At 70.1% G+C, this 20,710-nt stretch carries 20 protein-coding genes; 10 read left to right on the forward strand and 10 right to left on the reverse strand.

The window, feature by feature from the left end; genetic code table 11:
* Window positions 1–126 precede the first annotated feature (126 nt).
* Entirely contained in the window at window positions 127–867 is a 741-nt protein-coding gene (locus KJK29_RS18235; protein ID WP_215120222.1) for a TetR/AcrR family transcriptional regulator C-terminal domain-containing protein, read from the forward strand.
* Window positions 868–872: 5 nt separating this feature from the next.
* On the opposite strand, the gene KJK29_RS18240 is transcribed toward KJK29_RS18235, so the two are convergent.
* Window positions 873–1,340, reverse strand: coding sequence for an SseB family protein (locus tag KJK29_RS18240; RefSeq protein WP_215120223.1), 468 nt, complete (start codon window positions 1,338–1,340; stop codon window positions 873–875).
* A 132-nt stretch (window positions 1,341–1,472) separates the two neighbouring features.
* Between KJK29_RS18240 and KJK29_RS18245 the strand changes: the two genes are divergently transcribed.
* The 4 genes from KJK29_RS18245 to KJK29_RS18260 all read left to right on the forward strand — a co-directional run bounded on the left by KJK29_RS18245 (window position 1,473) and on the right by KJK29_RS18260 (window position 6,065).
* Window positions 1,473–2,318 carry a dioxygenase family protein gene (locus KJK29_RS18245; RefSeq protein ID WP_215120224.1) on the forward strand — a complete coding sequence of 282 codons (846 nt, stop codon included), beginning with the start codon at window positions 1,473–1,475 and terminating at the stop codon, window positions 2,316–2,318.
* 134 nt (window positions 2,319–2,452) lie between these two features.
* Window positions 2,453–4,294 carry an acyl-CoA dehydrogenase gene (locus KJK29_RS18250; RefSeq protein WP_215120225.1) on the forward strand — a complete coding sequence of 614 codons (1,842 nt, stop codon included), beginning with the start codon at window positions 2,453–2,455 and terminating at the stop codon, window positions 4,292–4,294.
* A gap of 85 nt (window positions 4,295–4,379) precedes the next feature.
* Window positions 4,380–5,729: a M18 family aminopeptidase gene (locus KJK29_RS18255; RefSeq protein WP_255961289.1), complete on the forward strand. Its 1,350-nt coding sequence runs from the start codon at window positions 4,380–4,382 to the stop codon at window positions 5,727–5,729.
* 87 nt (window positions 5,730–5,816) lie between these two features.
* Window positions 5,817–6,065, forward strand: a complete 249-nt coding sequence (locus KJK29_RS18260; RefSeq protein WP_184594045.1) for a DUF6458 family protein — start codon at window positions 5,817–5,819, stop codon at window positions 6,063–6,065.
* A 12-nt stretch (window positions 6,066–6,077) separates the two neighbouring features.
* Here the strand turns inward: KJK29_RS18260 and KJK29_RS18265 are convergent, their stop codons facing one another.
* The 3 genes from KJK29_RS18265 to KJK29_RS18275 all read right to left on the reverse strand — a co-directional run bounded on the left by KJK29_RS18265 (window position 6,078) and on the right by KJK29_RS18275 (window position 9,631).
* Window positions 6,078–7,883 carry an NHL domain-containing thioredoxin family protein gene (locus tag KJK29_RS18265; RefSeq protein WP_215120226.1) on the reverse strand — a complete coding sequence of 602 codons (1,806 nt, stop codon included), beginning with the start codon at window positions 7,881–7,883 and terminating at the stop codon, window positions 6,078–6,080.
* A 12-nt stretch (window positions 7,884–7,895) separates the two neighbouring features.
* On the reverse strand, window positions 7,896–9,170 hold the full coding sequence (locus KJK29_RS18270) for a recombinase family protein (RefSeq protein WP_215120227.1): 1,275 nt from the start codon (window positions 9,168–9,170) through the stop codon (window positions 7,896–7,898).
* Between the two features lie 68 nt (window positions 9,171–9,238).
* On the reverse strand, window positions 9,239–9,631 hold the full coding sequence (locus KJK29_RS18275) for a cupin domain-containing protein (RefSeq protein WP_215120228.1): 393 nt from the start codon (window positions 9,629–9,631) through the stop codon (window positions 9,239–9,241).
* A 52-nt stretch (window positions 9,632–9,683) separates the two neighbouring features.
* Here KJK29_RS18275 and KJK29_RS18280 point away from each other — a divergent pair, with 52 nt between their 5' ends.
* Complete coding sequence (locus tag KJK29_RS18280; protein WP_215120229.1) at window positions 9,684–10,676, forward strand: GlxA family transcriptional regulator; 993 nt, start codon at window positions 9,684–9,686, stop codon at window positions 10,674–10,676.
* Window positions 10,673–11,164 (forward strand): LURP-one-related/scramblase family protein, encoded by a 492-nt coding sequence (locus KJK29_RS18285; protein ID WP_215120230.1) that lies wholly within the window; start codon window positions 10,673–10,675, stop codon window positions 11,162–11,164. Before KJK29_RS18280 ends, KJK29_RS18285 begins: the two co-directional genes overlap by 4 nt.
* A 21-nt stretch (window positions 11,165–11,185) precedes the next feature.
* Here the strand turns inward: KJK29_RS18285 and KJK29_RS18290 are convergent, their stop codons facing one another.
* On the reverse strand, window positions 11,186–11,983 hold the full coding sequence (locus KJK29_RS18290; protein WP_215120231.1) for a carbon-nitrogen family hydrolase: 798 nt from the start codon (window positions 11,981–11,983) through the stop codon (window positions 11,186–11,188).
* A 193-nt stretch (window positions 11,984–12,176) separates the two neighbouring features.
* Between KJK29_RS18290 and KJK29_RS18295 the strand changes: the two genes are divergently transcribed.
* Window positions 12,177–13,001: a maleylpyruvate isomerase family mycothiol-dependent enzyme gene (locus KJK29_RS18295; protein ID WP_215120232.1), complete on the forward strand. Its 825-nt coding sequence runs from the start codon at window positions 12,177–12,179 to the stop codon at window positions 12,999–13,001.
* 163 nt (window positions 13,002–13,164) lie between these two features.
* Window positions 13,165–13,905 (forward strand): SAM-dependent methyltransferase, encoded by a 741-nt coding sequence (locus KJK29_RS18300; protein ID WP_215120233.1) that lies wholly within the window; start codon window positions 13,165–13,167, stop codon window positions 13,903–13,905.
* Between the two features lie 6 nt (window positions 13,906–13,911).
* Here KJK29_RS18300 and KJK29_RS18305 read toward each other — a convergent pair whose 3' ends face one another.
* Together KJK29_RS18305 and KJK29_RS18310 are read right to left on the reverse strand one after the other, a co-directional pair.
* A complete protein-coding gene (locus tag KJK29_RS18305) occupies window positions 13,912–15,207 on the reverse strand; it encodes an MFS transporter (protein WP_215120234.1) in 1,296 nt (431 codons plus the stop codon).
* A complete protein-coding gene (locus KJK29_RS18310) occupies window positions 15,204–15,854 on the reverse strand; it encodes a GntR family transcriptional regulator (protein ID WP_215120235.1) in 651 nt (216 codons plus the stop codon). The genes KJK29_RS18305 and KJK29_RS18310 overlap by 4 nt, the downstream gene beginning before the upstream one ends.
* 219 nt (window positions 15,855–16,073) lie before the next feature.
* Between KJK29_RS18310 and KJK29_RS18315 the strand changes: the two genes are divergently transcribed.
* Window positions 16,074–16,973, forward strand: a complete 900-nt coding sequence (locus tag KJK29_RS18315) for a D-alanyl-D-alanine carboxypeptidase family protein (protein ID WP_215120236.1) — start codon at window positions 16,074–16,076, stop codon at window positions 16,971–16,973.
* 80 nt (window positions 16,974–17,053) lie between these two features.
* Here the strand turns inward: KJK29_RS18315 and KJK29_RS18320 are convergent, their stop codons facing one another.
* From KJK29_RS18320 to pdhA, 3 genes are read right to left on the reverse strand one after another with little or no spacing between them, the layout of a single operon-like run.
* On the reverse strand, window positions 17,054–18,496 hold the full coding sequence (locus tag KJK29_RS18320; RefSeq protein ID WP_215120237.1) for a dihydrolipoamide acetyltransferase family protein: 1,443 nt from the start codon (window positions 18,494–18,496) through the stop codon (window positions 17,054–17,056).
* A 10-nt stretch (window positions 18,497–18,506) separates the two neighbouring features.
* A complete protein-coding gene (locus KJK29_RS18325) occupies window positions 18,507–19,484 on the reverse strand; it encodes an alpha-ketoacid dehydrogenase subunit beta (RefSeq protein ID WP_215120238.1) in 978 nt (325 codons plus the stop codon).
* A 1-nt stretch (window position 19,485) separates the two neighbouring features.
* Window positions 19,486–20,709 carry a pyruvate dehydrogenase (acetyl-transferring) E1 component subunit alpha gene (pdhA, locus tag KJK29_RS18330; RefSeq protein WP_215120239.1) on the reverse strand — a complete coding sequence of 408 codons (1,224 nt, stop codon included), beginning with the start codon at window positions 20,707–20,709 and terminating at the stop codon, window positions 19,486–19,488.
* Between the last annotated feature and the right edge of the window lies 1 nt (window position 20,710).

Below are 20,710 nucleotides of genomic sequence, written 5' to 3' on the forward strand. Positions count from 1 at the left end.
GAACACCGTTCCTTCGATGCGCACACTGTACGCACAGCGGAACAGTGTGCGCAACCCTTGAGTTCTGTACGCTGAATGCGCACGCTGTTCGCACAGGGCCGGAGCCGAGCGCCAGGAGGAGTGTCGATGCCGAAGAGCACGAAGACGACGGAGAAGAACCCGATCCCATCCGTATGGACCCGCGAGCAGCGCCGCTCCGACCAGCCCGCGCTCAGCAGGGACGCGATCGTGCGGGAGGCGATCGCGATGCTCGACGCCGACGGCATCGAGGCGCTCAGCATGCGCAAGCTCGGCGCCCGCCTGAACGCCGGCGCGACCTCCCTGTACCGGCACGTCGCCACGAAGGACGAGCTGATGGAGCTGGCGGTGGACGAGGTCGCCGCCGAGATCCACGTCCCCCAGGCCAGCGGCCCCGACTGGCGCGCGGCGGTGACCGAGGCCGCGGGGTCCTTCCGTACGACGGCGCTACGGCACCCCTGGCTGACCCTGGTCCTGGGCCAGGCCGGGCTCGCCTACCTCGGGCCCAACTACATGACCTTCTCCGAGCGGCTCGCGGCGCTGTTCACCGCGGCGGGGTTCCCCGAGCCGGACCGCGCGATCGACGCGGTCTTCTCGTACGTCATCGGCATGTCCACGACGGAGGCCGCCTGGCTCACCACGGTCGCCCGGTCCGGCGAGACCGAGTCGGAGTTCGTCGCGCGGCTGCTGCCCGCGGCCCGGGAGGCCTCCGCCGACTACGACCACCTGGCGGCAGCCGACGCGAGGAACGCCGGCCAGACCATCGACCCCGCCAAGATCCGGGACGACAAATTCACCTACGGCCTGGAGGTCGTCCTGGACGGCCTGGCGCTACGCCTGCCGAAATAGGCAGGTCAGCCGCCGTACATCCGGCGCATCGCGAACTCGACCATCTGCTCGACGGCCTTCGCGTCGAACACCATCCGGTGCTCGCCCTCCATGTCGAGGACGAACCCGTAGCCGGTCGGCAGCAGGTCCAGCACCTCGGAACCGGTGATCACGAAGTACTTGGACTCCTTGCCCGCGTACCGGCGCAGCTCCTTGAGGGTGCTGAACATCGGGATCACCGGCTGCTGGGTGTTGTGCAGCGCGAGGAAGCCGGGGTTGTCGCCGCGCGGGCAGTAGACCTTCGACGTCGCGAAGGCCTGCTGGAAATCCTCCGCCGCCATCTGCCCGGTCGTGAACGCGCGCACCGCGTCCGTGAGCGAAGGCGGGGACGGCTCGGGGTACAGCGGCGGCTGCTGCCCGTACCCGCCGGACATCGGCTGCTGCGGAGGGGCGTACTGCCCTTGCGGGCCCGCTGTCTGGTCGTAGCCGTACATGGGCGCAAGCGTACCGAGAGCGGCGGGGCGCCAGGGCCGGTACACCGGCCCTGGCGAATCGACAGTGACTCGACAGCGACTTGACAGCCGCGGCTATGGATTGCCGCGGCCGCCGCTCATAGCGTCGGTGTCATGAACGGACGCCATGCCGAGGACCGCCACGAACACGACAGAGGCCTCTCCTACGACCTCCCCGTCCTGGCCCGCCGCCGGATGATCCGGCTGATGGCGGGCGCGGGGCTGATCCCGTTGGTGGGCTGCACGCAGGAGGAGAAGAACTCGGCGTCGCCCTCGTCGTCCGGCACGTCCGGCGAGTCCGGCGCCTGCGCGGAGATCCCCGAGGAGACGGCCGGCCCCTTCCCGGGCGACGGGTCGAACGGCGTGAACGTCCTGAAGGAGAGCGGGGTCGTCCGCCGCGACATCACACGGAGCTTCGGCGACTCCGCGGGCGGCACCGCCGAGGGCATACCCCTGACGATCACGCTGACGGTGGTGGACGCGGCCTCCGGCTGCGGCGCCCCGAAGCGGGGAGCGGCCGTCTACGTCTGGCACTGCGACCGGGACGGCGCCTACTCCCTGTACTCGGAGGGCGTCACCGAGGAGAACTACCTGCGCGGCGTCCAGGAGACCGACGACGCGGGGCGGGTCACCTTCACCAGCGTCTTCCCCGGCTGCTACCAGGGCCGCTGGCCGCACATCCACTTCGAGGTCTACGCCAGCCTGGCCGACGCCACGGCGACCACGGCGATCACGAACACCTCGCAGCTCGCCTTCCCGAAGGACGTCTGCGAGGCGGTGTACGCCACGGACGGCTACGAGGAGAGCGTCCGGAACCTGAGCGGTCTCTCCCTGGAGAGCGACGGCGTCTTCGGCGACGGGCACGAGCGGCAACTGGCCGCGATGAAGGGCGGTACGGGGAGCGGCGGGGGCGGGGACGGCGGGGGCGGCTACACCGCGACACTGACCGTTCCGGTGTGACCTGTCACAGATGACAGGTTGGGGTTGCTTCTTATTACCGACGGGTAGCATCATCGTAGCTACTTGTTGGTACGTGAACTAGCGCGAGGATCCAGTGCCTCGCCGATCTCTCTACGGAGCCGGGAGCCGTCGCCATGGGGCACTACAAGTCGAATCTCCGCGACATCGAGTTCAACCTCTTCGAAGTACTCGGGCGAGACAAGCTGTACGGCACCGGTCCGTTCGAGGAGATGGACGTCGAGACCGCGAAGAGCATCCTGGAGGAGCTGACCCGCCTCTCGGAGAACGAGCTGGCCGAGTCCTTCATCGACGCCGACCGCAACCCGCCGGTCTTCGACCCGGAGACCAACACCGCGCCGGTCCCCGCATCCTTCAAGAAGAGCTACCAGGCCTTCATGGACTCCGAGTACTGGCGCCTCGGCCTGCCCGAGGAGATCGGCGGCACCACCTCGCCCCGCTCCCTGATCTGGGCGTACGCCGAGCTGATCCTGGGCGCCAACCCGGCCGTGTGGATGTACTCCTCGGGCCCGGCCTTCGCCGGCATCCTCTTCGAGGAGGGCAACGAGGTCCAGAAGCACATAGCCAAGTTCGCCACGGAGAAGCAGTGGGGCTCCACGATGGTGCTCACCGAGCCCGACGCGGGCTCCGACGTGGGCGCCGGCCGCACCAAGGCCGTCCAGCAGGACGACGGCTCCTGGCACATCGAGGGCGTGAAGCGCTTCATCACCTCCGGTGAGCACGACATGTCGGAGAACATCCTCCACTACGTGCTGGCCCGCCCCGAGGGCGCCGGCCCCGGCACCAAGGGCCTCTCCCTCTTCCTCGTCCCGAAGTACCTCTTCGACTTCGAGACCGGCGAGCTGGGCGAGCGCAACGGCGCCTACGCCACCAACGTCGAGCACAAGATGGGCCTGAAGGCCTCCAACACCTGCGAGATGACCTTCGGCGACCAGCACCCCGCCAAGGGCTGGCTGATCGGCGACAAGCACGACGGCATCCGCCAGATGTTCCGCATCATCGAGTTCGCCCGCATGATGGTCGGCACGAAGGCGATCTCCACGCTCTCCACGGGCTACCTGAACGCGCTGGAGTACGCCAAGGAGCGCGTCCAGGGCCCGGACCTCGCGAACTTCATGGACAAGACCGCGCCCAAGGTCACCGTCACCCACCACCCCGACGTGCGCCGCTCGCTGATGACGCAGAAGGCGTACGCGGAGGGCATGCGCGCGCTGGTCCTCTACACCGCCTCCATCCAGGACGAGATCCAGGTCAAGGAGGCCGCGGGCGAGGACATCTCCGCCCTGGAGGCCCTGAACGACCTGCTCCTGCCCATCGTCAAGGGCTACGGCTCCGAGAAGGGCTACGAGCAGCTCGCCCAGTCGCTGCAGACCTTCGGCGGCTCCGGCTTCCTGCAGGAGTACCCGATCGAGCAGTACATCCGGGACTCCAAGATCGACACCCTCTACGAGGGCACCACGGCGATCCAGGGCCAGGACTTCTTCTTCCGGAAGATCGTCCGCAACCAGGGCGCCGCGCTGAACTCCCTCGCCGAGGACATCAAGAAGTTCCTGGCCGTGGGCACCGGCGGCGAGGAGCTGTCGTCGGCCCGTGAGCACCTCGCCAAGGCGGCCGTCGAGCTGGAGGCCATCGTCGGCCTGATGCTGACCGACCTCGCGGCCACCGAGCAGGACGTCAAGAACATCTACAAGGTCGGGCTCAACACGACCCGCCTGCTGATGGCCTCCGGCGACGTCATCGTCGGCTACCTCCTGCTCAAGGGCGCCTCGGTCGCCGCCGAGAAGCTGGAGGCCGCCTCCACCAAGGCGATCTCCGCCAAGGACACGGCCTTCTACCAGGGCAAGATCGCCGCAGCGAAGTTCTTCGCGGCCAACGTCCTGCCCGGCGTCACCCTGTCCCGCAAGATCGCCGAGGGCGTCGAGCTGGACCTGATGGACCTGGACGAGGCCGCGTTCTAGTCCCGGACGCCTCTCTCCGTCTCTCTGTTCGAGGGCCTGTTCCCTTCCCCGGGAACGGGCCCTCGTCCGTCGTTAAGGTGAACCCATGACCGAACCAGCCCGCCCGTCTCCCACCGCCGCCCTTGCAGCGAGCGCTTCGCGCGCACCTCTTACTTTCGACCGCGGCCACACCGACGACCTCATGAGCTTCCTGACGGCGAGCCCGTCGCCGTATCACGCCGTGGCGACCGCCGCCGAGCGGCTGGAGAAGGCGGGCTTCCGGCAGGTCGCGGAGACGGACGCCTGGGAGGGGACGAGCGGCGGCAAGTACGTGCTGCGCGGCGGCGCGATCGTCGCCTGGTACGTGCCGGAGGGCGCCGCGCCCCACACGCCGTTCCGGATCGTCGGCGCCCACACCGACTCCCCCAACCTGCGCGTCAAGCCGCTCCCCGACAGCGGGGCGCACGGCTGGCGCCAGGTGGCCGTGGAGATCTACGGCGGGCCGCTGCTCAACTCCTGGCTGGACCGCGACCTGGGTCTCGCCGGGCGGCTGACCCTGCGCGACGGCTCGACGCGCCTGGTCGACGTGGACCGGCCGCTGCTGCGCGTCCCGCAGCTCGCCATCCACCTGGACCGCACGGTGACGGCGGACGGCCTCAAGCTCGACAAGCAGCGGCACATGCAGCCGATCTGGGGCCTGGGCAACGACGTGCGCGACGGCGACCTGATCGCCTTCCTGGAGGAGACGGCCGGCATCCCCGCGGGCGAGGTCACCGGCTGGGACCTCATGACGCACTCCGTGGAACCGCCCGCCTACCTGGGCCGCGACCGCGAGCTGCTGGCGGGCCCGCGCATGGACAACCTGCTCTCGGTGCACGCCGGTACGGCGGCCCTCGCCGCCGTGGCCTCCGGCGCGTCGAGCCTGGCGTCCATCCCGGTCCTGGCCGCCTTCGACCACGAGGAGAACGGCTCCCAGTCGGACACCGGCGCGGACGGGCCGCTGCTCGGCAGCGTGCTGGAGCGCTCGGTGTTCGCCCGCGGCGGCTCCTACGAGGACCGCGCCCGCGCCTTCGCCGGCACGGTCTGCCTGTCCTCCGACACGGGCCACGCCGTCCACCCCAACTACGCGGAGCGGCACGACCCGACGCACCACCCACGTGTCAACGGCGGCCCGATCCTCAAGGTCAACGTCAACAACCGCTATGCCACGGACGGTTCGGGCCGCGCGGAGTTCACGGCGGCCTGCGAGGCGGCCGGCGTGCCGTTCCAGTCCTTCGTCTCCAACAACGCCATGCCCTGCGGCACCACGATCGGCCCGATCACCGCCGCCCGGCACGGCATCAAGACCGTCGACATCGGCGTGGCCATCCTGTCGATGCACAGCGCCCGCGAACTGTGCGGCGCCGACGACCCGTTCCTCCTCGCGAACGCCCTGACGGCGTTTCTGGAGAGGTAGAACAGGCCGTCACCGCATGGGTGTTCCGCACGGGGGTACTCGGTGTGCGGGCCGGAAGGACCGGGCCGTACAGGGAGGCGACACATCATGGGCCTCGGCGGATGCATCATCCTCATCGCCGTGGGAGCCATCCTCACGTTCGCGACCGACTGGGACATGCAGGGGGTCAACCTCGACCTGGTCGGCATCATTCTGATGATCGTCGGACTGATCGGAGTCACGACGTTCAGCAGCATCGCGAGGCGCCGGCGCGTGGTGGTGCCCCCCACGACGCCGGTCGCGGACGACGGACGGCGCCACACGCGCGACGGCTACAGCGACGGATACGGAGTGTGACGCCCTGGCGGATCAGGCGTCCAGCCCGGCCAGCACCAGCGGGAGCCGGTCCGTCCCCGCCTCGGTGAGGCGGACGGGTACGCCCCAGTCCTGCTGGTGGACGTGACATGCGGGGTACTCGTTCGACGGGTCGTCGTCACAGGAGGCGGCCATCGCGGAGATGTGCAGCACACCCTCCTCCACGGCAGGGTCGAGTTCGAGGGCGCGGGAGAGATCGGTTCCCGCGCCCTCGCCGCTGCGCAGCAGCTCCGGCGGGGTGGAGGAGACGAGCAGGCGGGTCGAGGGCCCGTAGCGGGTGTCCAGCTTCTGGCCCGCCGGGGCCTGGAAGATCACGTCCAGTCGGAGCCGGCCGGGGGCGACCTCGGTGGGCTCCCGCTGCGTGCGGTGGGCCACGTCCGGCACCTGCACGGCCTCCTCGGGCAGCCGCAGCCGGGTCAGCCGGTGCCGGGCGGACTCCACGACCACGATGTCGTCGCCGACGAGCACCGCGTCGCTGGGCTCGCGCAGGTCCGTGGCCAGGGTCGTCACCTCACCGGTCGCCGGGTCGTAGCGGCGCAGGGCGTGGTTGTAGGTGTCGGAGACGGCGACGGATCCGTCCGGCAACGCGGTGACACCCAACGGGTGCTGCAACAGGGCCTGTTCGGCGGCGCCGTCCCGATGCCCGAAGTCGAACAGACCGGTGCCGACGGCCGTGTGCACGGAACCGTCGGGCTCCACCCAGCGCAGGGCCGACGTCTCCGAGTCGGCGAGCCAGAGCCGCTCCGGGGTCGCGGCCAGCCCGGACGGCTGCGCGAACCAGGCCTCACCGCCCGGCCCGTCCACCAGCCCTTCGTTGGTGGTCCCGGCGGCGACGGCCACCGTCCCCTCGACCGGGTCGTACACCCACAGCTGATGCACACCGGCCATGGCGATCCAGATCTTCTCCTGCCACCGGGCGACGTCCCAGGGGGAGGAGAGGTCGACCTCGCGGGCCGGGCCCGAGGTGGGCGAGCCCTGCCACCACTGACGGCCCGTGCCGGCGAGGGTGGTGACCTCGCCGGTGGTGAGGTCCAGCCGCCGCAGCGCGTGATTGACGGTGTCGGCGACGACCACGGAGCCGTCGTCGAGCAGGGCGAGCCCCTGCGGCTCGCTGAAGGCGGCGGTGCCTGCGCCGCCGTCGGCGAACCCGCGCGCCCCGGACCCGATCCTGCGCACCACGCTCTCGCCGTCCTCGGCGAGCTCCACCAGCTGATGCCGGGTGGTGTCGCTGACCAGGAAGTTCCCGCTCGGCAGCGGCACGGCCTTCCCCGGGAACCGCAGCGCCGTCGGCTCCGGCTCCGGCGCCACATACGGCCCGTCCCCGCGCCGCAGCGTGCCCTTGACGGCGTGCTCGGTCTCCAGCTCCTCGACCAGCCGCTCAATGGCGTGCACATGCCCCTCACCGGCGTGCTGCGCGACCACATACCCCTCGGGGTCGATCACGACGAGCGTCGGCCAGGCCCGCACGGCGTACTGCTTCCACGTCGCGAGCTCCGGGTCGTCGAGCACCGGGTGCTCCACCCCGTACCGCTCCACGGCATCGACGACCGCCTGATGCTCGGCCTCATGCACGAACTTCGGCGAGTGCACCCCGATGACGACGACCGTGTCCCGGTGCTTCTCCTCGAGCTCCCGGAGCTCGTCCAGGACGTGCAGACAGTTCACGCAACAAAATGTCCAGAAATCAACAATTATGATCCGGCCGCGGAACTCCGCAAGGCTGAGCTCCTTGTCCCCTGTGTTGATCCATCCGCCCTTGCCGATGAGCTCGGGGGCACGGACTCGTGCACGCTTTGCCATGACCCCAGCCAATCACACCTGGTGGGAGGCTCCTCCGTGCGATCCTTCGGCAGCCCAGACGATCCGAAGCCGCTTGTCCGGCTCGAACCGTCGGCCTCTTCCTTCAGCTCTGGTGACCCAAACCCTCTCCACCACTTCGAACAGCAGCGCCCGCTTCCGCGAAATGTCTCCGTCGTTCCACTCCGCCGCCACCCCCGGTTGTCGGACGAGCACCGCAGCCACTACGGCCGCTTCGACGCTGGTGGCCATCGCCCGTGCTCCCGGGCATGTGTGTCCCAATCGCACACCCTGGCACACGTACGACGTCCCGTTCCTGCTCATGCGCGCTCCACAGCCCTCGGCATCGCAGTACAGCAGTCCGGTCAGCAAGTGGGCCGGTCCCCGCACAGGCCGCTTGACGCCGTCGCCTCGCAGGCGGGTTCTGGATTCCAGTTCCGCGACGATCCGCTGTTGTTCCTTCAGAGTGACAATTCCTTCGCCGACCATGACCGGTTGCCCCGTCTGCGGATCCAGATAGGGCCGGACAACGCTTGTGTACCTGCGGCAGTCGCGTTTCTCGTCCCACACAGTCTCCGTTTCGGGCAGCAGTCCGGCGAAGGCCGGGGCCCGGAGCAGTTGAGACAGTGACCCCACTTGCCAAAGACCTCCTCTGGGCGCGGCGATCTCATACTCATTCAGCAGCCTGGCGATCTTCACCAGCGGGCGCCCGGAGAGGGCCTCGTCCGCGATCAGGCGTGCGTACACAGCGGTCTCGGGGTCGGGCGTCAGCTGCCCCGACGCGGCGTCGACGCGGAGTCCGTAAGGCGGCTGCCCTCCGATCCACCGCCCCCGGCTGCGCAGGTACTGCTTGGCATGCCGGATGCGTTCACCCTGGGTCTCCGCCTCGGCTCGTGCCCACTCCGACAGTGAGGCCATGGCGAGCCTGTCTCCGGGCGAGCTCGAATCCAGGCCGTCCATGACGGAGACCAGTCGGCTGTGGTTCAAGTCGAACTCGTCCAGGAGGGGTCCGACTTCCGCTGTGCCCTTGCGACTGAGGCGATCCAGCTTCCACACGATCAGCGTCCGGACAGCCCCTGAGGTCACAGCCGCTCTGGCAGCCTCGAAGCCCTTGCGGGTCACGTCCTTGTAGCCGGAGCGGCCCCGGTCGACGTGTACCTGGCGAACCACCAGCCCGTGCCGTGCGGCCCAAGCACGGCAGTCGGCCTCCTGCCGCTCGATGGCAGTCTTTCCCTCCCGGTCCACGGAAAGCCGTAAGTACAGGTCTGCGCTGATATCCGGTTGCCTCATGTCCCCTCCCAGAGTTGCTCACTCTGTGAACGAACATGAGTGTCAAAGGTAATGAACTTCCGTGACTGTCAGGTCAGCGCATGCCCCGTCGTGGCGTCCACATGGTCCGGGACCTCGTCGTGGCGGTCGCCGACGGTGAGGGTGCCGGTGGGTTCGAACATGAGGATCGCGGTCGGGACGGGGGCGCAGGGCTTGTGCTCGGTGCCGCGCGGGACGGTGAAGACGCTGCCCTTGGGGAGCACGACCGTGCGTTCCCCGGCCGGCTCCCGCAGGCCGATGTGCAGTTCGCCGTCGAGCACGAGGAAGAACTCGTCGGTGTGCTCGTGGACGTGCCAGACGTGCTCGCCCTCGACCTTGGCGACGCGGACGTCGTAGTCGTTGACGGCGGCGACGATCCGGGGGCTCCACCGCTGGGAGAAGGAGGCCAGGGCGTGGGCGAGTGAGACGGGTTCCTGGGTCATGAGGGGATCCTCCGGGGTGCCGTACGTCCCGCGCGAGTGCTAGGAATCGCACATGCCGAAAGGATCCTCGCACCGCCCGCACCGAGTCGTCCTGCTGGTGGACGAGAACTCGAACCCCTTCGAGATGAGCTGCGCCATCGAGATCTTCGGGCTGTCCAGGCCGGAGCTCGGGCGGGAGCTGTACGACTTCCGGCTGTGTGCCGCGGCACCGCACACGCGCATGCGGGACGGCTTCTTCACCCTGACCGGGGTCGCCGGACTGGAGGCCGCCGAGGAGGCGGACACCCTGATCGTGCCGAACCGGCCCGACACCGGCACGCCCCGGGCGCCGCGTGTCCTGGACGTGGTACGCCGGGCACACGCGCGTGGCGCGCGACTCGTCGGGTTCTGCTCGGGTGCGTTCACGATCGCGGAGGCCGGGCTGCTGGACGGGCGCCGTGCGGCCTGCCACTGGATGTGGGCGGAGTCCTTCCGGGCACGGTTTCCGCAGGTCGGGCTGGAGCCGGACGTGCTGTTCGTGGACGACGGCGACATCCTCACCGCCTCAGGCAGCGCCTCCGCACTGGACCTGGGGCTGCACGTCGTACGGCGTGACCACGGCGCCGAGATCGCCAACCACGTTTCCCGGCGGCTGGTGTTCGCCGCGCACCGGGACGGCGGGCAGCGGCAGTTCGTGGAGCGGCCCGTCCCGGACGTGCCGGACGAGTCCCTGGCCCCGCTGCTGGCGTGGGCGCAGGAGCGGCTGGGTGAGCCGCTGACGGTGGCGGACCTGGCCGCACGCGCGCGGGTCAGCCCCGCCACCCTTCACCGCCGGTTCCGCGCTCAACTGGGGACGACACCACTCGCCTGGCTGACCGGGGAGCGCGTCGCGCTGGCCTGCCGGCTGATCGAGCGGGGTGAGGAACGGCTGGACGTGGTGGCGGCCCGCAGCGGGCTCGGTACGGCCGCCCACCTGCGCACGCGCGTGCGTCGGGCGACAGGACTCAGCCCGTCGGCCTATCGGCGGCGTTTCGGAACGGGCCAGGGGGAAGCCCTGGTCTCATGAGATTTCTCGTGTATGACCGGCTTCTCGGTTTCGGTGATGACTACTGGATCGAGGACGAGCGCGGCAGCAAGGTGTTCCTCGTCGACGGCAAGGCGTTGCGGCTGCGGGACACCTGGGAGCTGAAGGACGTCCAGGGGCGGGTGCTCGTGGACATCCATCAGAAGATGCTCGCCCTGCGCGACACGATGGTGCTGCAGCGGGCCGGGGAGCCGCTGGCGACGATCCGCAGGAAGCGGCTGTCCCTGCTGCGCAACCACTATCGGGTGTCGCTGGCGGACGGCAATGAGCTGGATGTGAGCGGCAAGATCCTCGACCGGGAGTTCGCCGTCGAGTACGACGGTGAGCTGCTGGCGGTGATCTCACGGCGCTGGCTGACGCTGCGGGACACCTACGGCGTGGACGTCGTCCGCGAGGACGCCGATCCGGCGCTGCTGATCGCGGTGGCGGTGTGTGTCATCCACCTGGCGGAGAAGGAACGGGAGGACTGAGGTCCTGAGGCGGTCGCGGCCCTACGGCCTGCGCGGGGGCTCCAGGCCCAGCAGGCGGTCCTTCAGCGCCGGGAACTGCTCCCGTGTCGTCGCGACCTTCCCCGGGTCGAACTCCACCGTGAGGACCTCCTCGTCGGCGCCGGCCTCGGCCAGCACCTCGCCCCAGGGATCGACCACGATCGAGTGACCGGCCTGGGGAACTCCGGCGTGCGTCCCGGCCGTTCCACACGCGACGACGAACGACTGGTTCTCGACGGCCCGTGCCTGGGCCAGCAGCGTCCAGTGGGACCGGCGGCGCTCCGGCCAGCCCGCCGACACCACGAGCGTCTCGGCACCGGCGTCGACGAGAGAGCGGAAGAGTTCGGGGAAACGGAGGTCGTAGCAGGTGGACAGGCCCAGGACGGTCCCCGGCAGACGCACCGTCACCAGCTCGGCACCCGCGCCCATCAGCACGGCCTCGCCCTTGTCGAAGCCGAAGCGGTGGATCTTGCGGTAGGCGGCGGCCAGGTCGCCGGAGGGGGAGAAGACGAGGGAGGTGTTGTACAGGGGACCCTCGGGGTCGCGCTCGGGGATGGAGCCCGCGTGCAGCCACACGCCCGCGTCGCTCGCGGCCTTCGCCATCGCCTCGTACGTCGGCCCGTCGAGCGGCTCGGCCTCGCGCCCGAACTCCTCGTAGGCGAAGGCGCCCGTGGTCCACAGCTCCGGCAGGACGACGAGATCGGCACCGGCCTGCTCCCGGACGAGCGACGCCACCCGCCATCGGCGCGATTCGACCGATTCGCCCTCATCTACGGCGATCTGGATCACAGAGGCGCGCACACTACCACCGTCCTGGCATTCGACCCGTCCACATGGGCGTCCCCCCGGGCCTACGATCGTCACACGAAAGCACTGCCGGGGTGCCTCACAGCAGCGTAACTTAGCTGCCAAGACACCCGCCGACAGCCGCCACCTCCCACTGGCAACGCCGCCACCACCTGCCCGTGCACCGACCGCCGAGGGGTCCCGTTCCGTGAGTCTGCATCCCACCCTCCAGCCCTACGCCGACGCCTGGACCCACTCCATCGATGCGATATCCGAGCTGCTCCAGCCGCTCGCGGAGGCCGAGTGGAACCGGCGGACGCCGTGCCCCGGGTGGTCGGTGCGGGACGTGGTCTCCCATGTCATCGGCCTGGACTGCGAGATGCTCGGCGACCCGCGCCCCATCCACACCCTCCCGCGCGACCTCTTCCACGTGACGAACGACCACCAGCGCTACATGGAGATGCAGGTCGACGTCCGCCGTCACCACACGTCGCCGGAGATGACCTCCGAGCTGGAGTACGTGATCATCCGCCGCAACCGCCAGCTGCGGAACGAGTCGCGCGACCCGGGCACGAAGGTGCGCGGCCCGCTCGGCACGGAGCTGACCCTCGAGGAGTCCATGCGGCGGCACGCCTTCGACGTGTGGATGCACGAGCAGGACCTGCGCACCGCCCTCGGCCGGCCCGGCAACCTCGACTCCCCCGGCGCGCACATCGCCCGTGACGTGCTGCTCTCCGAACTCCCGCGCGTGGTCGCCGAGAACGCGCAGGCGCCGCGCAGCTCGGCCGTCGTCTTCGACGTGCACGGCCCCCTCGAGTTCCTGCGCACGATCCGCGTCGACATCCAGGGCCGCGGCACCCTCGAAACGGCCCCCGCCCTCGGCCCCGCCGCGACCCTCACCCTCGACTGGGAAACCTACGTCCGCCTGGCCTGCGGCCGCGTGACACCGGAGGCGGTGACGGACCGCATCAAGACGGAGGGCGACCCGGACCTGACGGCGGCAATCCTGCACAACTTCACGGTGACCCAGTAGGCCGCACCCCCCAGCTGCGGGCATGCGTGCCGCTAGGGGCGGCACGGGTGGGCGCAGCGGCACCTCGTCGCGCCGAGCTGCGCACCCACCCGGCCCCAGCCCCAACTCCCCGGGCCCGAAAACCCCATGCCCCGAGCCCACCACCCCCCGTAGCGTCCCGCCCATGACCACCACCCCACCCCGCCACACCCGCCTCACCTTCCACGGCCCCCTCTCCGAAACAAGGGCCGACCAACTCGTCACCCGCCTGTCCGCCAACACCCCCACCACCGTCCTGGACATCGGCTGCGGCTGGGCAGAACTCATGCTCCGCATCCTGACCACGACCCCCCGAGCCACCGGCACCGGCATGGACATCGACACGGAGGCCCTGGCCCGGGGCCGCGAGGCCGCCGCCGCACGGGGCCTCGCCGAGCGGGTCCGTCTCGTCGAGGGGTCCGCGACCGAGACACCCCACGAACCGGCCGATCTCGTCCTGTGCCTCGGCGCGAGCCAGGCCCTCGGCGACCGGCTCCCCGAGGCCCTGAAGGAACTCCGTCTGCGCGTCGCCGACGGCGGTCGGGTCCTGCTCGGTGAGGGGTTCTGGCAGCGCACCCCGACCCCAGCCGAACTGTCCCGGATGTGGCCGGACGCCGCCGTCACCGACCACCCCGACCTCGCGTCCCTCGTGGACCTGGCGATCGAGGCCGGGTTCAGGCCGGAGTGGACGGAGACCGCGAGCCTCGACGAATGGGAGGAGTTCGAGTCGGCGTATCTCGCGGACGTCGAGGTGTGGCTCGCCGAGCACCCCGGGCATCCGCTCGCGGCCGAGACCAGGGAGCGCGCGGACCGGCACCGCGGCCGGTGGCTGACGTACCGCGGCGTTCTGGGGCTGGCCTACCTCACCCTCGTACCGGCCGTCTGAGGTACGTCACGCGGGGACGTGCACCGTCTCGACCCGGCTCGCCACCAGGCGTTCCCGCTCGCGTCGGATGGCGCGCTTGCGCAGGCGCAGGATCTGGGTGACCCCGAGGGCCTGGAGCAGGAACACCGCCGAGAAGGCGACGGTGTAGTCGCCGCCAGTGGCGTCCAGCAGGACACCGACGGCGAACAGCGTGGTCATGGAGGCCACGAAGCCGCCCATGTTGGTGATGCCGGAGGCGGTGCCCTGGCGCTCGGGCGGGTTCGCCGGGCGGGCGAAGTCGAAGCCGATCATCGACGCGGGCCCGCACGCCCCGAGGACCGTGCACAGCGCGATCAGCAGCCACATCGGGGCGTGCTCGCCGGGGTAGGCGAGCGTCGCCGCCCACAGGGCCGCCGTCGTGCCGACCGTGCCGAGCGCGATCGGCAGTCGCGCCTCGTGGTGCCGGGCGACGATCTGGCCGTAGACCATGCCGACGCCCATGTTCGACAGCACGACGAGCGTGAGGAGTTCACCGGCCGTGGCGCGGGACAGGCCCTGCGCCTCGACCAGGAACGGCAGGCCCCACAGCAGCAGGAAGACCATCGCGGGGAACTGGGTCGTGAAGTGCACCCACATGCCGAGCCGGGTCCCCGGCTCCCGCCAGGAGGCGGCGATCTGGCGCCGTACGTAGGCCGCGCCCTGGTGCGGGAGCGGCTCCGGCTCGTGGCCCTCCGGGTGGTCCTTCAGGAACAGCAGCACCAGCACGAGCACGACGGCCCCGGCGACCGCGCTGCCCGCGAACGCGGCCGTCCAGCCGATGCCGTGCAGCAGCCGGGCCAGGACGAGCGTGGAGACGAGGTTGCCGGCCATGCCCACCAGTCCCGCGAACTGGGCGACGAGCGGCCCGCGCCGGGCGGGGAACCACCGGGTGCCCAGCCGCAGCACGCTGATGAAGGTCAGCGCGTCACCGCAGCCGAGCAGCGCCCGGGAGGCGAGGGCCATGCCGTACGACGGGGAGAACGCGAAGCCGAGCTGCCCGGCCGTGAACAGCACCGCCCCGAGGGCCAGCACCTTCTTGGTGCCGAGCCGGTCCACGAGCAGGCCGACGGGTATCTGCATGCCCGCGTAGACCAGCAGCTGGAGGATGGAGAAGGTGGACAGGGCCGAGGCGTTGACGTGGAAGCGGTCGGCGGCGTCGAGGCCGGCCACGCCCAGGGACGTGCGGAAGATGACCGCGACGAAGTAGACCGAGACGCCCGTGCCCCAGACGGCAAGGGCGCGCCGGCCGCCCGGTGGATCGCCCGGCAGGGTGCCGGCGCTCATCGGACCTCCCCCCGGGCCAGGTGCGAGAACCAGCTGACGTGGCGGTGGACGAGCCCGACGGCCGCCTCGGCGTCCCCGGAGCGCAGCGCTTGAAGGATCTCCTCGTGTTCGGTGAGGGTCTTGGCGATCCGGTCGGGGTGCGAGTGCATGACGGCGACGCCCATGCGGAGCTGGCGGTCGCGGAGTTGGTCGTAGAGGCGGGAGAGGATCTCGTTGCCGCCGCTGCGGACGATCTCGGCGTGGAAGCAGCGGTCGGTGACGGCGGCCGCGGCGAGGTCTCCGGCGGCGGCCTGCTCCTTCTGCCGGGCGAGGAGCGCTTCGAGGCGCTCGATGAGCCCGGGGGGCGCGGGTACGGCCTTGCGCGCCGCGTGTTCCTCGACGAGCAGCCGGGTCTCCACGACGTCGGCGATCTCCTGCGCGGAGACGGGCAGCACGAGGGCGCCCTTCTTCGGGTAGAGCCTGATCAGCCCCTCGACCTCCAGCCGGAGCAGTGCCTCGCGCACCGGGGTGCGGGAGACCCCGACGGCCTCGGCGAGCTCGCCCTCGGTGAGCAGGGTCCCGCCCTCGTAGCGGCGCTCCAGGACGCCCTGTTTCACGTGGGTGTACACGCGGTCGGCGGCGGGCGGGTGCTTCACGGCCAGGGTCATGCCGACAGCATAGATACAACAGGTACGCATGGATGTATGCGTCCAGGATGCGGACTCACGCGCCCTCGAATGTCACACGTCTGTGGCAAACGGCGGGTCCCCCTCGGCAACGGCACAACCAACTGTGCTAGTTACAAGTCAGACACGTGCGGCTCCCCTTCCCCTCGTCCTCAATTCGGCCGCACTCCTGGGGCATTCAACGCAATCGGGGTACTTCACTTGATAACCGGCATTAAGGGCACCCGTCTCCGTAGAGCCGCGGCCGTCGCCGTCACCACCGGCGCCATGCTCGCGACCGGAGCCCTCACCGTTGCGCCGGCGCAGGCCGCCACGGCGCCCACGATCGCCGCCAAGGGCGGCTACGTGATGAACAACGCGACCGGCAAGTCGCTCTACACCAAGGCTGCCGACACGCGTCGCTCCACCGGCTCGACCACCAAGATCATGACGGCCCTGGTGGTGCTGAAGCAGTCGAACCTCAACCTGGACAGCAAGGTCACGATCCAGAAGGCGTACAGCGACTACATCGTCGACAACAACTGGGCGTCCAACGCCAAGTTGATCGTCGGCGACAAGGTCACCGTCCGCCAGCTGCTGTACGGGCTGATGCTGCCGTCCGGCTGCGACGCGGCGTACGCGCTCGCCGACAAGTTCGGCTCGGGCTCGACGCGGGCGGCGCGCGTGAAGTCGTTCATCGGCAAGATGAACACCACGGCCAAGAACCTGGGTCTGGAGAACACCAACTTCGACTCGTTCGACGGCATCGGCAACGGCAAGAACTACTCCACGCCGCGCGACCTGACGAAGATCGCCAGCAGCGCCATGAAGAACTCCACGTTCCGCACGGTCGTCAAGACGAAGAAGTACACGGCGAAGACGACCACGAAGTCCGGCGGCACGCGGACGATGGCCCCGTGGGAGAACACCAACCCGCTGCTCGCGAGCTACACCGGCGCGATCGGCGTGAAGACCGGTTCCGGCCCGGAGGCCAAGTACTGCCTGGTCTTCGCGGCCACGCGGAACGGCAAGACGGTCATCGGCACGGTCCTCACCTCGACCGACTTGACCTCGCGCAAGACGGACGCGACGAAGCTGCTCAACTACGGCTTCGCGCAGTAGGACAGGCATGACGAAGGGGGGCTCACCGCCGACGGCGGTGAGCCCCCCTTCGCGTGTACCGGGACATCAGGCGCCCGGCTTCACGCCCAGGTGATCAGACGCTTCGGCTGCTCCAGGATCGCCGCCACGTCCGCCAGGACCTTCGAGCCCAGCTCGCCGTCGACCAGGCGGTGGTCGAAGGAGAGGGCCAGGGTGGTGACCTGGCGGGGCTTCACCTTGCCCTTGTGGACCCACGGCTGGAGCTTGATCGCACCGACCGCGAGGATCGCGGACTCGCCGGGGTTGAGGATCGGCGTGCCCGTGTCGACGCCGAAGACACCGACGTTGGTGATCGTCACCGTGCCGTTCTGCATGTCCGCCGGGGACGTCTTGCCGTCCCGGGCCGTCGACACCAGCTCGCCCAGCGACTCGGCGAGCTGCGGCAGCGTCTTGGCGTGGGCGTCCTTGATGTTCGGCACGATCAGCCCGCGCGGGGTCGCGGCCGCGATGCCCAGGTTCACGTAGTGCTTGACCACGATCTCCTGGGCGGCCTCGTCCCAGGACGCGTTGACGTCGGGGTTGCGCCGGATCGCGACGAGCAGGGCCTTGGAGATCAGCAGGAGGGGGTTCACGCGCAGGCCCGCGAACTCCTTGTCCTCCTTCAGCTCCTCGACCAGCTTCATCGTGCGCGTCACATCGACCGTCACGAACTCCGTGACATGCGGCGCCGTGAACGCCGAGCCGACCATCGCCGCCGCCGTCGCCTTGCGGACGCCCTTGACCGGGATGCGGGTCTCGCGGGCCGTGTCGTACGACACGACGGCCGCTGCGGGTGCCGGGGCGGCGGTCGCGGGGACCGCGGGGACCGCGGGGACCTCCGGCCGCGGTGCCTGCGGCGGGGCCACCGCCGCGTGCACGTCCTCGCGGGTGATGATGCCGTCCGGGCCGGTCGGAACGATGGTCGTCAGGTCGACGCCCAGGTCCTTGGCCAGCTTGCGGACCGGCGGCTTGGCCAGCGGGCGTTCCTTGACGGCGGGGGCGGTGGGAGCCGTGGGGGCGGCCGTCGAGGGCGCGCCGCCATGGCCGTTCAGCTCCGTCTGGACCGCCGTCGAGGCCTGCTGGACCGGGACCTCCGGGCCCTTGCGGGGGCGACGGCGGGTGGACGAGGTCGCCACCCCGTAGCCGACGAGCACCGGCTGGCGGCCGGAGCCCTCCGCCTTCGGTTCCTCAGTGGTCTGCGGGGCCTCGGGCGCTTCCGCCCGTGGCTCGGCCGGCGCGGCCCCTCCGCTCACGTCGACCGCGATGATCGACGTGCCCACGTCGACCGTGGTGCCCTCGGGGAAGTGCAGATCCCGGACCACGCCGTCGTACGGGATGGGCAGCTCGACGGCCGCCTTCGCCGTCTCGACCTCGCACACCACCTGGCCGTCGGTGACCTTGTCGCCGGGCTGGACGAACCACTTGAGGATCTCGGCCTCGGTGAGCCCCTCACCCACGTCCGGCATCTTGAACTCGCGTACGGACGCTTCCGTCATCGTCGTCACGACCCTCTCCTCAGTACGCCAGCGAGCGGTCGACGGCATCCAGCACCCGGTCCAGGTTCGGCAGGTACTCCTCCTCCAGGCGGGCCGGCGGGTACGGCGCGTGGTAGCCGCCGACGCGGAGCACCGGGGCCTCCAGGTGGTAGAAGCAGCGCTCCGTGATCCGGGCGGCGATCTCCGCGCCGGAGCCGAAGAACACCGGGGCCTCGTGGACGACGACCAGACGGCGGGTCTTCTCCACCGACGCCTGGATGGAGTCGAAGTCGAGCGGGGAGACCGAGCGCAGGTCCAGGACCTCGAGGTTCCGGCCCTCCTCGGCGGCCGCGTCCGCGACCTCCTGGCAGAGCTTCACCATCGGGCCGTAGGCGGCGAGGGTGAGGTCGGTTCCCTCGCGGACCACCTGGGCCTTGTGCAGCGGGCCCGGGATCGCCTCCGTGGCGACCTCGCCCTTGTCCCAGTAGCGGCGCTTGGGCTCGAAGAAGATCACCGGGTCGTCGCTCTGGATGGCCTGCTGCATCATCCAGTACGCGTCCGAGGAGTTGGACGGGCTGACGATCTTCAGGCCCGAGACGTGCGCGAAGAGCGCCTCGGGGGACTCCGAGTGGTGCTCCACCGCGCCGATGCCGCCGCCGTAGGGGATGCGCACGACGACGGGGAGCTTGACCTTGCCCAGGGAGCGGGCGTGCATCTTCGCGAGCTGGGTGACGATCTGGTCGTAGGCCGGGAAGACGAAGCCGTCGAACTGGATCTCCACCACCGGGCGGTAGCCGCGCAGGGCCAGGCCGATCGCCGTGCCGACGATGCCCGACTCGGCGAGCGGGGTGTCGATGACGCGGCTCTCGCCGAAGTCCTTCTGCAGTCCGTCCGTCACCCGGAAGACGCCGCCGAGCTTGCCGACGTCCTCGCCCATGATCAGGACCTTGGGGTCGGCCTCCAGGGCGTGGCGCAGCGACTCGTTGATCGCTTTGGCGAGTGCCATCTTGTCGGCCATGTCAGTTGCCCCCCTCGTCGGCGAACGACGCCTGGTACGCGGCGAACTGGGCGCGCTCCTCGTCGACGAGCGCGTGTCCGTCCGCGTAGACGTTCTCGAAGATCGCGAAGTGGTCCGGGTCCGGCATGGCACGGACCGCTTCGCGCACTCGTTTGCCCAACGCCTCGGACTCGGCCTCCAGTTCCTCGAAGAATCCCTCGTCCGCGTGGTTTGAGGTCTCCAGGAACCGGCGAAGGCGCAGGATCGGGTCCTTGGCCTCCCAGGCCTGGCGCTCCTCGTCGCCCCGGTAGCGGGTCGGGTCGTCGGAGGTGGTGTGGGCGCCCATGCGGTAGGTGAACGCCTCGACGAGGGTCGGGCCCTCGCCGGAGCGGGCCCGCTCCAGGGCCCAGCGGGTGACCGCGAGGCAGGCGAGCACGTCGTTGCCGTCGACCCGTACGCCCGGGAAGCCGAAGCCCTGCGCGCGCTGGTAGATCGGGACGCGGGACTGCTTCTCGGTCGGCTCGGAGATGGCCCACTGGTTGTTCTGGCAGAAGAACACGACCGGGGCGTTGTAGACCGCGGAGAAGGTGAACGACTCGGCCACGTCGCCCTGGCTGGAGGCGCCGTCGCCGAAGTAGGCGATCACCGCGCTGTCGGCACCGTCCTTGGCGACGCCCATCGCGTAGCCGGTGGCGTGCAGCGTCTGGGAGCCGATGACGATCGTGTAGAGCTGGAAGTTGTTGCTGTTGGGGTCCCAGCCGCCGTTGTTCACACCCCGGAACATGCCGAGCAGGTTGGTCGGGTCCACCCCACGGCACCAGGCGACGCCGTGTTCGCGATAGGTGGGGAAGACGTAGTCGTCGTCGCGCAGGGCCCGGCCCGAGCCGATCTGGGCGGCCTCCTGGCCGAGCAGCGAGGCCCACAGGCCCAGCTCGCCCTGGCGCTGCAGGGAGGTGGCCTCGGCGTCGAAGCGGCGGGTGAGCACCATGTCGCGGTACAGGCCGCGGAGCTCTTCCGGTGTGAAACCGGCGACGTACTTGTCGTACTCGGCGTTCTTGACGCGCTTGCCCTCGGGCGTCAGAAGCTGCACGAGCTGGGGCTCGGCGGCCTTCTTCGCGGCTGCGGGCTTCTTCGCGGCCGCGGCCTTCTTGGCAGGCGTGCGGGTGGTGCCCTTGGTGCCGGTGGTGCCGGCCTTGCTTCCGGCGCTGCGTCGCGATGTGCGCGCGGCAGTGCTCTCCACGGTCACG

It is taken from the genome of Streptomyces koelreuteriae, from assembly GCF_018604545.1.
In the GTDB taxonomy this organism is placed as follows: Bacteria; Actinomycetota; Actinomycetes; order Streptomycetales; family Streptomycetaceae; genus Streptomyces; species Streptomyces koelreuteriae.

Bases quoted from the DNA above. Each gene is read 5' to 3' on its own strand.
- KJK29_RS18235 (WP_215120222.1), top strand. From the start codon at position 127: ATGCCGAAGAGCACGAAGACGACGGAGAAGAACCCGATCCCATCCGTA.
- KJK29_RS18240 (WP_215120223.1), bottom strand. From the start codon at position 1,340: ATGTACGGCTACGACCAGACAGCGGGCCCGCAAGGGCAGTACGCCCCT.
- KJK29_RS18245 (WP_215120224.1), top strand. From the start codon at position 1,473: ATGAACGGACGCCATGCCGAGGACCGCCACGAACACGACAGAGGCCTC.
- KJK29_RS18250 (WP_215120225.1), top strand. From the start codon at position 2,453: ATGGGGCACTACAAGTCGAATCTCCGCGACATCGAGTTCAACCTCTTC.
- KJK29_RS18255 (WP_255961289.1), top strand. From the start codon at position 4,380: ATGACCGAACCAGCCCGCCCGTCTCCCACCGCCGCCCTTGCAGCGAGC.
- KJK29_RS18260 (WP_184594045.1), top strand. From the start codon at position 5,817: ATGGGCCTCGGCGGATGCATCATCCTCATCGCCGTGGGAGCCATCCTC.
- KJK29_RS18265 (WP_215120226.1), bottom strand. From the start codon at position 7,883: ATGGCAAAGCGTGCACGAGTCCGTGCCCCCGAGCTCATCGGCAAGGGC.
- KJK29_RS18270 (WP_215120227.1), bottom strand. From the start codon at position 9,170: ATGAGGCAACCGGATATCAGCGCAGACCTGTACTTACGGCTTTCCGTG.
- KJK29_RS18275 (WP_215120228.1), bottom strand. From the start codon at position 9,631: ATGACCCAGGAACCCGTCTCACTCGCCCACGCCCTGGCCTCCTTCTCC.
- KJK29_RS18280 (WP_215120229.1), top strand. From the start codon at position 9,684: ATGCCGAAAGGATCCTCGCACCGCCCGCACCGAGTCGTCCTGCTGGTG.
- KJK29_RS18285 (WP_215120230.1), top strand. From the start codon at position 10,673: ATGAGATTTCTCGTGTATGACCGGCTTCTCGGTTTCGGTGATGACTAC.
- KJK29_RS18300 (WP_215120233.1), top strand. From the start codon at position 13,165: ATGACCACCACCCCACCCCGCCACACCCGCCTCACCTTCCACGGCCCC.
- KJK29_RS18305 (WP_215120234.1), bottom strand. From the start codon at position 15,207: ATGAGCGCCGGCACCCTGCCGGGCGATCCACCGGGCGGCCGGCGCGCC.
- KJK29_RS18310 (WP_215120235.1), bottom strand. From the start codon at position 15,854: ATGACCCTGGCCGTGAAGCACCCGCCCGCCGCCGACCGCGTGTACACC.
- KJK29_RS18325 (WP_215120238.1), bottom strand. From the start codon at position 19,484: ATGGCCGACAAGATGGCACTCGCCAAAGCGATCAACGAGTCGCTGCGC.